This is a genomic window from Euzebya tangerina (assembly GCF_003074135.1).
In the GTDB taxonomy this organism is placed as follows: domain Bacteria; phylum Actinomycetota; class Nitriliruptoria; order Euzebyales; family Euzebyaceae; genus Euzebya; species Euzebya tangerina.
Window position 1 is genome coordinate 3,395,016 of record NZ_PPDK01000001.1, and the last position, 13,192, is coordinate 3,408,207.

The 13,192-nt window shown below is 68.9% G+C and carries 10 protein-coding genes and 1 tRNA gene; 5 read left to right on the plus strand and 6 right to left on the minus strand.

Annotation, left to right across the window (positions count from 1 at the left end):
* The first annotated feature begins 270 nt into the window (after positions 1-270).
* Entirely contained in the window at positions 271-1,146 is an 876-nt protein-coding gene (locus tag C1746_RS15680; protein WP_162867816.1) for a DUF559 domain-containing protein, read from the plus strand.
* A gap of 204 nt (positions 1,147-1,350) precedes the next feature.
* Here C1746_RS15680 and C1746_RS15685 read toward each other — a convergent pair whose 3' ends face one another.
* The 4 genes from C1746_RS15685 to C1746_RS15700 form a co-directional block, all read right to left on the minus strand.
* The gene (locus C1746_RS15685) at positions 1,351-2,058 is read right to left on the minus strand and encodes a Type 1 glutamine amidotransferase-like domain-containing protein (protein ID WP_162867817.1); all 708 of its coding nucleotides are present in this window, start codon (positions 2,056-2,058) and stop codon (positions 1,351-1,353) included.
* 70 nt (positions 2,059-2,128) lie between these two features.
* Positions 2,129-3,937 (minus strand): proteasome ATPase, encoded by a 1,809-nt coding sequence (gene arc, locus C1746_RS15690; RefSeq protein WP_116715454.1) that lies wholly within the window; start codon positions 3,935-3,937, stop codon positions 2,129-2,131.
* Positions 3,938-4,001: 64 nt separating this feature from the next.
* Positions 4,002-6,461, minus strand: coding sequence for a S8 family serine peptidase (locus tag C1746_RS15695; RefSeq protein ID WP_162867818.1), 2,460 nt, complete (start codon positions 6,459-6,461; stop codon positions 4,002-4,004).
* Between the two features lie 222 nt (positions 6,462-6,683).
* Complete coding sequence (locus C1746_RS15700; RefSeq protein ID WP_116715456.1) at positions 6,684-7,490, minus strand: tRNA (adenine-N1)-methyltransferase; 807 nt, start codon at positions 7,488-7,490, stop codon at positions 6,684-6,686.
* Between the two features lie 35 nt (positions 7,491-7,525).
* On the opposite strand from C1746_RS15700, the gene C1746_RS15705 reads away from it, so the two are divergent.
* The 3 genes from C1746_RS15705 (at position 7,526) to C1746_RS15715 (ending at position 9,979) form a co-directional block, all read left to right on the plus strand.
* The gene (locus C1746_RS15705) at positions 7,526-8,122 is read left to right on the plus strand and encodes a DUF1802 family protein (protein ID WP_205711887.1); all 597 of its coding nucleotides are present in this window, start codon (positions 7,526-7,528) and stop codon (positions 8,120-8,122) included.
* A gap of 99 nt (positions 8,123-8,221) precedes the next feature.
* Positions 8,222-9,829, plus strand: coding sequence for a M15 family metallopeptidase (locus C1746_RS15710; RefSeq protein WP_162867819.1), 1,608 nt, complete (start codon positions 8,222-8,224; stop codon positions 9,827-9,829).
* Positions 9,830-9,896: 67 nt separating this feature from the next.
* Positions 9,897-9,979: transfer RNA gene (locus tag C1746_RS15715), tRNA-Leu, on the plus strand.
* 21 nt (positions 9,980-10,000) lie between these two features.
* On the opposite strand, the gene C1746_RS15720 is transcribed toward C1746_RS15715, so the two are convergent.
* Together C1746_RS15720 and aztB are read right to left on the minus strand one after the other, a co-directional pair.
* The gene (locus C1746_RS15720) at positions 10,001-10,810 is read right to left on the minus strand and encodes a class I SAM-dependent methyltransferase (protein WP_116715458.1); all 810 of its coding nucleotides are present in this window, start codon (positions 10,808-10,810) and stop codon (positions 10,001-10,003) included.
* A gap of 25 nt (positions 10,811-10,835) precedes the next feature.
* The gene (gene aztB, locus C1746_RS15725) at positions 10,836-11,705 is read right to left on the minus strand and encodes a zinc ABC transporter permease AztB (RefSeq protein WP_116715459.1); all 870 of its coding nucleotides are present in this window, start codon (positions 11,703-11,705) and stop codon (positions 10,836-10,838) included.
* A 25-nt stretch (positions 11,706-11,730) separates the two neighbouring features.
* On the opposite strand from aztB, the gene C1746_RS15730 reads away from it, so the two are divergent.
* Positions 11,731-13,191 carry a hypothetical protein gene (locus tag C1746_RS15730; RefSeq protein ID WP_116715460.1) on the plus strand — a complete coding sequence of 487 codons (1,461 nt, stop codon included), beginning with the start codon at positions 11,731-11,733 and terminating at the stop codon, positions 13,189-13,191.
* The last annotated feature ends 1 nt before the right edge of the window (position 13,192 follow it).

Below are 13,192 nucleotides of genomic sequence, written 5' to 3' on the forward strand. Positions count from 1 at the left end.
AGATCGAGCCTACCGGCGCCCTGTGCCATTCCGGGTGTGTCGGCTCTGCGTGGGCCTCCACGCGGACCCGACACAGCTCCCATCGACTGGCCCGGCCACGGGGTGTGTCATGTCTGAGCGCCTGCGCACGCTGACCTGACACGCCCACGACTCGACACGACTTCGTCAACGGGTTGTCCACAGATCGGCAGAGAAAGCTCTCGCCGAGCCGCCCACATCCGGGACTCTGCTGCTGTGAACAAGGCTGAGCGAGACACGGTTGACCGACTCATGCGAACGCACCGCGGCGTGATCACACCTGAGGTGGCGCGTCGTGGTGGCCTGACGCGACACAAGCTCGTGAACGCGCACGTTTCAGGCGAACTCGTCCGGGTCCGGCACCGCGTCTACACGACCAGGGGCGCGATAGTCAACTGGGACGACGAGCTCTTCGCCGACCTCGAGGCCTGCTGGCGCAACGCCTACGCCTCGCACTCCGCTGCTCTGGCGCTCCATGGGCTGCGACACCAGGAGCTCCCGCTTCGGCGAGAGCTCGTCGTCCACGGGAGTGCCCGTCCAACCGTCGCACAGAACGTGGTGGTCCACCGGACTCGCCGCCTCGAACGCTTCGACCTCACGAAGATCAACGGGATCCCGTGCACGACGGTGGAGCGGGCGCTCATCGATGTCGCAGGACGGCTGTCGGAGCGGGCGCGCCTCGAGCTGATGGACGATGCAGTGATGAAGGGCTTGGCTGACCGAGACCTGCTGCACGGCCGGTGCCTCGACCTCGTCAGTGGGCGTTCTGGCGTCAGAACGCTGCTGGAGGCAACTCGACCCGGGGCTGAGCTGGCATTCAAGTCCAGCTTGGAGAAGGCGGGCCTCGAGCTGCTTCACCGGGCGGGGGTGCGGGACATGCGCATCAACGTGATCCCCGAACGAGCGCCCGCCGCGGGGGTCACGGATGTGGTGTCGGAGACCGATCGACTGATCGTGGACTGGGACGGTCTGCGCTTCCACAGCTCCCGCCGTGCGCGCGAGCGCGACAACGAGAAGTCCAACCAGTGCGCTCTTGCCGGCTATACGTTGCTGCGTTTCACCTGGAACCACGTTCACCATCAGCCGGTCTACGTGATCGACCTGGCGCGGCGGACGGTGGATGCCTGAGGTGCCGGGCCCCATTCGAGAGGTGCCGGGCCCCCATTCGAGGTGTGTCGTCTCGGCGTGACAGCACACTCGGAGATGACACACCTGGGGCGTTTCACCAGCCAGCAGCGGAGGTGTGTCGGACGTTGGCGTGACAGCACGCGGAGTCGACACACCCCACGTTCGACCGGCCACCGGCCGGCCAACCGGATCGAGCCTACTCAGCTAGACCGGAGCTGGGAGCGGGACCGCGACCCCGTCCGGAAAGCCCTCCCCTTTCGCGCCGGTGCCCGAGAGCAGGTAGACCCGTCCCGCCCCGTGCGACCGCCACTCCCCCGTCCCCGGTTCCCAGACCACGGCGGTCTCCTCATCCACGCCCACGACCGCCACGCCGCTCGAGACCAACTGGGCTGCCAATCCCGCGAGCCGCTGCGCGAATCCGAACTTGTCGAAGTGCGGGATGGTGGTGATCGCTCCCGCCAGGCCCAACCCCTCCACCGTCCCACCACGCATGGACAGGGTCTGCGATCCCAGCGCCATCGCCCCCGCCGAGCACCCCGCCAGCGCGGCCCCAGCCGCCCATTGCTGCGCGATCGCCGCCGCCAGCGCCGTCCCCCGGAGCGTCTCGGCGAGGAACGCCGGATTCCCACCGGAGAGGTAGATCAGGCCACAGCCCTCCAGCGCCTCGACCGACTGATCCCCGTCGGCATCCTCGGCGGTCCGGACGTCGACCTCGACGACCTCAGCCCCCAGCGCGTCGTAGTGGCGGTGAGCCAGGTCGAACCAGCGGCGGACACTGCGGTCACCCTCCGGGGCTGCGGCTGTCGGGATCACGGCCACACGGGCCGGCGCACCCTCGAGCAGGATCGTGTCCACCACCGACATGGCCGGGAGGAACTCGCCGCTCCCGACCAGGGCCAGTCGGCCACTCATGCCATCGGACTCGCCCGAACCCGACTGGCCCGAACCCGACGAGACGGAACTCGGGCCGGCGGCGAGAGGATCACAGGTACTGACCGGTCTGGACGCTCTCGATGGATTTGCCCGGCTCGGCGCCATCGCCGATCAGCGTGCGGACGTAGACGATCCGCTCGCCCTTCTTCCCGCTGATCCGCGCCCAGTCGTCGGGGTTGGTGGTGTTGGGGAGGTCCTCGTTCTCCTTGAACTCGTCGCGAATGGCCACCCGCAGGTCCTCCTCCCGGATGCCCTTCTGCCCCTCGTCAAGGAAGCGCTTGATGGCGAGCTTCTTCGCCCGGGCGACGACGTTCTCGATCATGGCGCCGGAGTTGAAGTCCTTGAAGTACAGGACCTCCTTGTCCCCGTTGGCGTAGGTGACCTCGAGGAAGCGGTTGGACTCGTCGTCGGCGTACATCCGCTCGACCGTGGCATCCACCAGGGCGTCGCAGGCCCGCGACTCCTCCCCCTCGTGCTGCTTCACCAGATCGGGGTGGAGGGGCAGTCCCTCGTGGAGGTAGATGCGGAAGATCTCGCGGGCGGCCTCCTTGTCGGGTCGCTCGATCTTGATCTTCACGTCCAGCCGGCCGGGCCGCAGGATGGCGGGATCGATCATGTCCTCGCGGTTGGAGGCCCCGATCACGATGACGTCCTTCAGGGTCTCGACGCCGTCGATCTCGCTGAGCAGCTGCGGCACGATCGTCGTCTCGACGTCGGAGGACACACCCGACCCTCGGGTCCGGAAGATCGAGTCCATCTCGTCGAAGAACACGATGACGGGGTGGCCCTCGGCGACCTTCTCGCGTGCGCGGTGGAAGATCATCCGGATCTGCCGCTCGGTCTCCCCCACGTACTTGTTGAGGAGTTCGGGACCCTTGATGTTGAGGAAGTAGCTCTTGGGCGGGATGGGGTCACCGTTCTCGTCACGATCGTCGACCCGGCCCTCCTTCTCGGCCACCCGCTTGGCCAGCGAGTTGGCGACCGCCTTGGCGATCATCGTCTTCCCGCAGCCGGGCGGCCCGTACAGCAGGATCCCCTTGGGCGGGCGCAGCTCGTGCTCGATGAAGAGGTCGGCGTGCAGGAAGGGCAGTTCCACCGCGTCCTGGATGGCTTCGATCTGCGGCCCGAGGCCACCGATGTCGGTGTAGTCGATGTCGGGAACCTCCTCCAGCACCAGCTCCTCGACCTCGGGCCGCACCATCTTCTCCAGGGCATACCCCGACCGGCCATCGACCAGCACGTGGTCACCCGCGCGGAGCGGCACGTCCACGAGCGTGTCGGCCATGCGCACGACCTGCTCGTCGTCGGTGTGGCCGATGACCACCACACGGCCGTCGATCATGACATCCTTGACGGACATGACTTCGCCGACGACCTCGAAGGTGGCGGCCTCCACGACGTTCATCGCCTCGTTGAGCACGACCTCCTGACCCTGGCGGAGGGCACTTCGATCGACCTCGGGACTCAGGTTGACCCGCAGCTTGCGGTTCTGGCTGAAGATCTCCACCGTGTCGTCGTCGGGCCCGACACCGAGGTAGACGCCGTAGCCACTCGGCGGACTGGCAAGCTTTTCCACTTGCTCTCGGAGACCGATGATCTGCTCTCTGGCCTCCCGCAACGTGTCAGCGAGCTTGGCATTCTGAGCGGCGGTTCCGGTGGCCTGCGCCTTGGCCTCCATGAGGCGTTCCTCCAGCACCCGAACGCGACTGGGAGAATCTTCCAGTCGACGTCGTAGGGTGGCCGCCTCATCCTCCAGCAATTGGATCTTCTGCTGCAACTGGGTCGCGTCGACACCCACGTCCTCGGCCGCAGCACGTTCCCGTGACTCACCGCCACTTGATGACGATCCGGTCGACATGCTGATCGCGCCTCCTCAAAGACTCATCTGGGAGACCGACAGTACGTCGACCGATCAACTCTGACTAGCAGCCCGTGCCGGCCAGGACATCGCCCGCGGCCAGCGCACCGGCGTCGGTGACCACGTCCCGGCCGCCGACCACGATGAGGGGTCCGCCGAAGTCGCAGAAGGCCTGCTGGACGGCAGGAGTGACGATCGAGCCGTCCTCCCCCTCCAGCGGCAGGAAGAGGCTCCGGTTGCCGCCGAGGAGCGATGCGGCAAGCACATCGTTGAAGTTGTTGCGCAAGTTGACGGCCACGACGTTGGGCCGCCCACTGGGCCCGGCCGCGCTGATGTCGCTGACCTGCTCGTCCACGTAGAGGCTGGCGATCTGGATGGCGGTGTCGACCCGCGATCCGCCCGCCGCCCGCTCGACCGCGTACCCGCGCTGTGCGATCTCCTGGACGATGGCGTCACTCACCACGGCGGTGCCACCGAGGACGATCACGCGGTCTGGCTGCAGGCGAGCCAGCTCGGTCACCGTCTCCGGGTGCAGCGGGGCCTGGGTGTTGGTCAGCAGGACCGGGATGCCGTAGTAGGCCGACATCTGGCCGGCAGCCACCGCGTCGGCAAAGCCCCGTCCGTAGGCCACGAACGCGTAGTTCCTGGTGATGCGGGCCGAGGTCTGCGTGAGGCGCTCGATCTCCGCGGAGGCCAGTGCCGCCGTCTGCTCCCGACCCGTCCCGGCCAGTCGGACCACCCGGGCGCCCAGTGCCTCGAGCTCCCCGTCAACGCCAGCGGGGATGGCCGAGACGCCCCCCATCACGTACACGGTGGGCGGCGCCCCGCTGAAGTCGAGAACGCGACGGAGCTCGGCGGCCGTCGCCGGGTCCAGCGAGCCCGTGCTGGAGGTGTACAGCAGTGGTCCGAGGCCGAACCCAAGACCTGACCCCGCCAGCGCGTCGGCGAAGTCGTCCACCCGCGCGAGGACCGCCTGGGGCGCGGCGCCGGCGGGGATGACGGCCTGCGAGATGGCGACCGCCTGCGTCACGGGAGCCGTCGTGTCGCCACCGGCGGCCGCGACCCGGATGATCTCGACGCCGGGCCCGCTACCGCGGCACGTTCCTGTCCCGATCGGGGCATCGACCTCCGGCGTCGGGCGTGAGCCGCTCTGCACGGCCGCCATGGCCGCCGGGAGGTCCAGCAGCCCCCAGCCGAAGCTGCAGTCGCGACCGGGATCGCCGAGATCGGTGGCGGTCTGCTCCAGCACCCCCTCGACCTGGTCGACGCTCAGCGCGTTCCCGGCATCGGCGGCCACCTGGCGCAGCAGCCCCACCGCCGCCGTCACGTAGGGCGCGGCGAAGGAGGTGCCGGTGATGCCGCGCAGTCGGTGGCTGGTGGGGTCGGTCTGGGAGCAGCCCGGGACCAGCTGGGTGGAGTTGTCCAGCCCGACGGTGACGACGGTCTCGGCCACGAGTTGCTCGAATGTGGGGCACGACGTCGCCGTCAGGTTCCCTCCGGGTGCCACCAGGTCCACCTGCGGGTTGCGTTGTGAGTAACCAGCGAGGTCGCGGGTCAGGTCGGTGGCTCCGACGGAGATGACCCCGTCGCAGGACGCCGGGATGGAGGTGCCCGAGGAGCCGTCGTTGCCCGCCGCCGCGACCACGACGATCCCTGCGGCTCGCGCGCGGTCCACGGCGGTCTGGTAGCCGATGCTGCAGCCCGGTCGGGTCGAACCCAGGCTCAGGTTGAGTGCCAGCGGCGGCTCGGGCAGCGAGCTGACGTAGTTGATCGCGGCGATCGTGTCCGCGTCGCTGGGGCCGGGCGGGCAGTTGTTCTCCGGCGACGTGAGGGCGACGTCGATCACCCGTGAGGACCACAGGACCCCGGCCACCCCGTAGCCGTTGTCGCCCTCCGCGGCGGCAACCCCGCCGACCGCGGTGCCGTGTCCGATGCCGCAGGGGTCGTTGCTCGCGGCGCCCTGGATGATCTGGCCGTTGGCGGATCGCAGGGAGGAGATGACGACGTCGTCGAGGTCGGGGTGGGTGGCGTCGATCCCCGAGTCGAGAATGGCGATCAGCGGCCGCGTTGTCTGGCCCGTCGCGATGTCCCAGGCCTGCTCGATCCCGGTCTGCTGGTGTGCCCACTGCAGGTCGTAGCTGGTGTCGTTCGGGACGGCCAGGTAGCGGCGGCGGACGTTCGGCTCGACGGCAACGACGCCTTCGTCACCTCGCAGCGCGGCGGTCACTCGGTCCGCGTCGTCGTCGCTCACCGAGATCAAGGCCGCGTGACCACCCAACTCGGTGACCTCCTGAACGCCTGCCGCAGCCCAGGCAGGTGCGCCCAGGAACCCGTTTTGCGCCTCTGCGCTCAGGGTCACGATCAGCTCGCCCGGAATGACTTCGTCGGTCTCCGCGTCGGCGTCAGAGGTCCACGCACGGTCCGCCAGGCTCCCGCTGCGGACGACGCCTCCATCACGAGCGAGCGGCTCGTCGGAGTCGCCCGTCTCGGCCACCGCCACCGTCGGCACGAGTGACGCCAGCACCGCGATGACACCACATCCGGCGATCAGCAGGCGGTGCCATCGGGGTGAACGGAGCCATCGGGGTGAACGGAGCCATCGAGGAGGGCGGACGAGAGGGGGAAGGGGGCGCATCGAGTTGGACCTCTGGGCGAGAGACTGCGAGTGTGACGATCGGGTTCGACTGCGGAGGTGCGATGCTTTAGTCGGGACGGCGTGCGCCCGGCGTGCAAGGCCCTCCAGGCTCTATCCCTGCGGCACCATCCGGCGGGCGGTGGTGATGAAGGCGGTGTGGGCCACCATGCGGTGGTCGGGGCGGACGGAGAGGCCGTCGACGTTCCAGGTGCGATGCAGGGTCTCGCTGGTGGAGGTGAGGCCGAACCGCTCGTCCGCGGCCATCGCCTCGCGCAGCCGCATGACCTGGGTGATCGTCGGGGTGTAGGCGATCACCAGACCGCCGGGGTTGACGGCCTGGGCGGCGCTCTCCAGGTGGGACCACGGATCAAGCATGTCCAGCACCAGCCGGTCACAGGTCAGTCCGGCCAGTCCGTCCGCCAGATCGCCGACCGTGAGGGTCCAGTTGGCGGGCTCCTCCCCCATCCGGCGGACCACGTTCTTGCGGGCGACGGCGGCGTGGTCCTCGCGGATCTCGAAGGACAGGACCTGACCTCCCGTCCCGACGGCCCGGAGCAGCGCACACGTCAGCGCCCCCGAGCCGGCGCCGGCCTCTACGACGGTGCTCCCGGGCACGACGTCGCCCAGGGTGACGATCATGGCCTGGTCCTTGGGGTAGACGACCTGGGCGCCCCGGGGCGCCTTCAACGTCCAATCGGTCGTCGTCGGACGGACCGCCGTCAACTTGGCTCCCATGGTCGAGGCGACGGTCGACCCCTCCGGCAGACCGATCAGCTGGTCGTGGTGGACGATGCCGCGGTGGAAGTGGTAGTCCTCGCCAGCCGTCAACTCGAGCATGAACCGTCGGCCCTTGCGGTCCATGAGGATCACGGTGTCGCCGACGCTGAGGGGATCGGGGTGGCCGGCGTGACGGGTCATGAGCGGATGGTAGCCAGGGAACCTAGCGTTGAGTTGTGACATCTTTGAGGCAACCGGAACGGTCGACGGACACACCCGCCATCAGGCGTTTGGCCCTGAAGGAGTGGTCGGCCGCGGTGCACGCGCTGCTGCAGGGGCGCCAGCAGATCCTGCTCCGCAAGGGCGGCATCCACGAGAAGGCCTTCGAGACCCCTGACCACGACGGCGGGTTCCTGCTGTTCCCAACCGTGGCCCACGCCCATGCCGAGCGGACGAGAGCAGAGCACCAGGACCTGATCGCCCTCGGCGCCGCGGACGTCACCGACGACGCCGTGGTCATTCGCGCTGGCGTCCACCTGGTCGGCACGGTGGAGGTGCAGGATCCCACCCGGCTCCCGGACCTGGAGGACCTGCACATCTGGACCTCGGAGTCGATCCAGCGCGACCGCGTGGCGTTCCGACCGACGAAGCCGTTGACGGTGATGGTGGTGCAGGTGACCGCCCTGCCGACACCGCTCACGCTGCCGCGGCGGGACAGCTACGGGGGCTGCACCTCCTGGCTCGACCTCCACACCGACGCCGACCTCCCTCCACTAGAGCCGAGCCAGGATCTGCTGGATGTGCTCGAGCGCGTTCAGACAACGCTCAGATGAGCCGATAGGGGTGACGGATCGGTCACGCGGACACCCCATCGACCGAGACGGCCCACACACGGCGATACAGTTGCCGGAGGTCACCTGACCAGCGGATCCATGCCACCTTCCAACCCTTCCCGAGACCGACCGGCGCGTCCTGCGATCGCCGTCTGCTCGGCTGTGCTCGCGGTGCTGACCGTGCTGGGTACGGCGCCGGTCGGGACCATCGATCAGGTCTCGGTCCCCACGCCCGTCGGCGATGTCGACCTGGACTCGGCCACCTTCGCCGAACTGTTCGAGGAGATGCGTGCGCCCGAGACGGCCGGTGAGGGCGTCGGGGCCGTGGCGGTGGCCGCTGCGCCGCCGGAGCTGCCCGCCGGGCCAGCCGTGGCGGGGGCCGCAGACGAGGGAGTGGCTGATGGCTCCGACTCGGCGGCGGAGGCGACGACGCCCACGGACGAGGCGAACCCCGGTGGCGCGGACCCTGGCAGCGCGGACCCGGCCGCCGAGGATGGTGCCGCAGCGGCGCCCGGCCTCCCGGAGGAGACACCCGAGCCGGCGGCCGCGACGGTCCAGCCGGTCCAGCCCCGAGTCGTGGTCCGCGGCGTGGACCCGGCGATGGTCGGACAGATCGCGCAGGCGGAGGGGGTGGCGGCTGCCGCCTCGGCAACGGTGGGGGCCGTGACCGTCGAGGCGCCCGACGGGCCCAGGGAGGTGACGGTCGCGGCGGTTGATCCGGTGGCCTTCCGGCCGCTGACGCCAGAGATCACGGCCGCCGAGGCCGGCGTGTGGGACCGGATCGCTGCCGGGGACGCGGCGTTCACGCACGATGCGGGCAACCGGCTGGCCGTGCCGCTGGGCGCCACGGTGACTGCCGAGGACGGCGAGGGTGCCGAGGCCGACCCCCTGGGTACGACGGCGGGGACCGGCACCGTCTCCTCCAGCAGCGTCCTGACCGGTGCCGCCATCCAGAGCGAGACGGCACCCGTGAGTGATGGACTGGCGCTGCGGATCGGGGCCCTGGCATCCAATGGGATCCCACCTGTGGCCGACGCGCTCGTGTCGACCCAGACCGGCGCGGCGCTCGGTGTGGACGGGCCGGCCGACGTGTACGTGGCGTTGGCCGACGGCGCGGACTCCGTCGCCGTCGAGCAGGAGTTGGCGGCGCTGACCGGGGCTGCCGTCGAAGCGCTCGAGATGCCCGAGACCCAGACCAACACCTTCGGCGCGTTCCTGGTCGGGGCGGACGCACGCAACTTCTTCGAGCCGTTCGACTACATCGACCACGGTGACGGCCTGATCACCATCGACCCCGACTGGGTCAGCCGGAACATCGCGTCAACCCGGATGATGCCGGTGCTGAACGGGACGGTGACGTGTCACCGGCAGATGCTCATCCAGATGTATGGGGCGCTGTCGGAGGTCGAGGCGGCGGGGCTGAGCGATCTGATCGACACCTCGCAGTACGGCGGGTGCTGGGTGGCTCGGCACATCGACTTCAACCCGAGCAAGCCGATCTCGATGCACGGCTGGGGCCTCGCCGTGGACCTCAACGTCTCGACCAACGGGCTGGGGCAGCCGCCGACGATGGACCCGCGGATCGTGGAGATCTTCGACCGGTGGGGCTTCGTCTGGGGCGGCCGCTGGTCCCGCCCCGACGGCATGCACTTCGAGATCGGGGCCGTCGTGGACGTCCCCGTGCCGGACGGCTTCTTCGCCGGGTAGGCGTGGGAGGCTGGCCCGGTGGCCTGGTGGCCCGGCGCTGGCCCCTCCGCTACACTGCCCGTTCCCTGTCGGCGTGGCGGAATTGGTAGACGCGTACGGTTGAGGGCCGTATGAGCTTTGCTCGTGGAGGTTCAAGTCCTCTCGCCGACACTCTCCCCCACATCGCACCACTCAAGTGCGGCTCAAGTGTGCGAGGCCGTAGGAGGCCGACAGGTCCACGCCATGTGCCGCAGGCGTGGGGAACCGATCGACGTGCTCGATGAGTGCCTGCTGCCCAGCTTCCTCTGTCCCGTGTCCGGCAAGCGCCTCGAACAGCATCATCCAGCCGCATGACAGCGCGCGCATCTGCGAGACCGCGTCATCCACGGAGGGGAACGGCATGTCGACGGTGCGAATCTCCACCCCATGGAGGCGCACGTCCATCTGCGGGTCCCGCTCCTGCAGTTCCGCGAGGATGGACGCCAGCCCCGACGTCGTGGCCCACCGGCCCCGATCCGGCCCCTCGCCCATCGGTGGCAGCAGCCCTTCGATGCCCGGGAAGGGAAACCCCAGGAGGCCCTCGGGGTGCCAGGATGCGATCACGGCCCTGCCGCCGGGACGGAGCGTTCGCATTACCTCTCCGGCCATGGCCGCCTGATCCTCCGCGAACATCACCCCGAATGCGGACGTCGCCACATCGAAGTCACGGTAGGCGGCGAGGTCGGTGAACGAGCCCTCGGCGAACCGGATCTCCACACCAGCAAGCCGTGCCCGCTGGCTCGCCTCCTCCAGCATGCGCGGCGTGATGTCGAGGGCCGTCACCTCCGCGCCTCGCCCTGCGGCCTCGATAGCTACGGCTCCCGTCCCACACGCGATGTCCAGGACCTTGCGACCGGTGAGCTCCATTCCGGTGAGACAGGACCGCGATGCCTCACCAAACCAGTCCCCGACGATCCCGTAGTCGCCACGACTCCACATCGACGCGATCGCTTCGTTGTCCACTTCATCCTCCTCTGACGTGACACGGTCACGTCTGCATCATCGGTCGGTGATCCCGTCCGCGGCGTGCCCGCAGGTTCAGCGCCACCTTGGTCATCATGAACTGGCCGACCGCCCAGAGCGCGATCGCGCCACCGGCGGCCAGGTCGGCGTGATAGCTCAAGAACAACCCCGCCACCACCGACGTCCACGCCAACAGCACCGCCGCTGTCATCATCCGCACCACACTCCCGGTGATGAGCGCGGCAGTGGCGGCCGGCGCGATCAGGAGCGCGAAGACCAACAGCGCCCCAACGGTCTGGAACGACGACACCACCGCCAGGGCAACCAGGGCCAGCAGAACCGTTGCTGTCACCCCGGGCCGCAGACCGAGGAGTTCAGCCTGGCGGGGATCCATGGCCATGGCGAGGAGCGGCCGGTAGGCCACGACGGAGATCATGACCACGACGACGGCAGCGACTGCCGCAAGGACCAGGTCGGCATCCTCCACGCCGAGAACCGCCCCGAACAGCAGCGCCGTCACATCGACGGCGAAGGTGCCGGATCGGGAGATGATGATCACGCCGAGGGCCAGCAAGCCGACGAACCACAGCCCGATCCCGGTGTCCTCGCCCACTCGTTCGTCCCGCGCCAACACGCTTATCCCGACGACCATGAGCGCAGCAGCGACGGCGGCACCGAGGGTCGGTGACACACCGAGCAGGACGGCAACCGCCACACCCGGCACGATGCCGTGACCCAGGGCGTCACCCAGGAACGCGATGCGTCGTAGGACGACCCAGGTGCCCACGATTCCGCACACCAGACCCGCCAGCACTCCCCCCACCAGCGCCCGGCGCAGGAACGAGAAGCTCAGCGGCTCGAGGGCAACCTGCACCCAGTTGCTGATGACATCCATTCTCAATCAGGCTAGCCTGCTCGACATGAACACGCGAACTCGATCGCCGCAACTCATCCTGTCCCTCGTCCTTGCTCTGGCTCTCCTCGCGACGGCTTGCGCAGGAACGTCCGAGGACGACACCGCCGAAGCAGATCCAACCGCCGCCATTGAAGCGTCTGAGGAGCCTGCCGCCTCCTCCAGCCCTTCCCCAACCGAGACCCCCTCCCCCGACGACGAGGCGACGGATGCCGACGAGGAGGAGGCACACGACGCAGATGATCACGCCGAGGACGGGCAGCCCGACTCCGATGATCACGACGACCATGACCACGACGAGGACGATCCCAGCCACGACCATGAGGGCGAAGAGCTCCCCGAGGGTGAGACGGTGGAGGAGGTTGACAACCCGCAACCACGGCTCGCCATCGCCGACGCGGAGGCCGGCATCGTCCGCATCCTCGACCTGGCCAGCGAAGAGATCCTGGCCGAGGTCCAGACCACCGGACCGGCTCGCCTGACGGAGACCGATGGCGGCCGCTATCTGGTGGCGTCGATGTACGACGACGACGAGGTGGCATTCATCGATGGTGGCGCGTGGGGCGTCGACCATGGCGACCACGTGCACTACTACACCGCCAACCCCGAACCAGTCGGTCAACCGGTCGAACTGGCGAGCCCCGCCCACGTCGTCGTGACGGACGAGTCGGTCGCCATCTTCGCCGACGGCGATGGCCGCGCAGCTCTCTTCGACGAGGCAGATCTGCAGGAGGGAGACATCGAGGAGGTCGACAGCGTCGAGACCGGCACCCCCCACCACGGCGTCATCGCGGACTTCGGTCAGACCCGGATCGCGACGGTGCCACACGACGACATCGATGGCGGACTACCCAACGCCATCGGCGTCGCCGACGGCGATGAGGTGACCCAGCTCGCCGAGTGCCCCGCGATGCACGGCGAACACATCACCTCAGACGGCATCGTCATCGCCTGCGAGGACCGCATCGTGGACATCGACGTCACCTCCACCGGCGCGGAGGCACGGACGATCAACTATCCCGACACCTTCGCAGCTGAGCGAGTCTGGACCCTGACTGCCGCACATGAGAGCGATCTGATTGCTGCGGTCAACGAGACCGGCCTCCTGTTGCTCGACACCGACGGGGGCGAGCCGACCGCGCTGGAGCTGCCGGCCGATGCCGTGACCATGGCTCCAGGTCCCGACGACACCGCCGTCCTGCTGACCGCCGACGGCAGCGTGCACCTGATCGACCTCGCGGAAGGAGCCATCACGGCGACCGCACCCGCCGGCCCCGCCGTCGACCTCGAGGACGAAGATGCCATCCGTCCGACGATCGCCGTCGGGGACGACCGGGCCTACCTGACCGACCCGGCCGCTGGCACCGTGCTCGAGCTGGCAACCAACGACAACTTCCGGGTTGCTCGCACCATCACGGTAGACGGGGTCCCAGGATCGATGCTGCACCTGGGCGACGACCCCCGCTGAG

Excerpts from the sequence above, each read along its gene's own strand:
- C1746_RS15680 (WP_162867816.1), top strand. The coding sequence starts at position 271 with ATGCGAACGCACCGCGGCGTGATCACACCTGAGGTGGCGCGTCGTGGT.
- C1746_RS15685 (WP_162867817.1), bottom strand. The coding sequence starts at position 2,058 with ATGAGTGGCCGACTGGCCCTGGTCGGGAGCGGCGAGTTCCTCCCGGCC.
- arc (WP_116715454.1), bottom strand. The coding sequence starts at position 3,937 with ATGTCGACCGGATCGTCATCAAGTGGCGGTGAGTCACGGGAACGTGCT.
- C1746_RS15700 (WP_116715456.1), bottom strand. The coding sequence starts at position 7,490 with ATGACCCGTCACGCCGGCCACCCCGATCCCCTCAGCGTCGGCGACACC.
- C1746_RS15710 (WP_162867819.1), top strand. The coding sequence starts at position 8,222 with ATGCCACCTTCCAACCCTTCCCGAGACCGACCGGCGCGTCCTGCGATC.
- aztB (WP_116715459.1), bottom strand. The coding sequence starts at position 11,705 with ATGGATGTCATCAGCAACTGGGTGCAGGTTGCCCTCGAGCCGCTGAGC.
- C1746_RS15730 (WP_116715460.1), top strand. The coding sequence starts at position 11,731 with ATGAACACGCGAACTCGATCGCCGCAACTCATCCTGTCCCTCGTCCTT.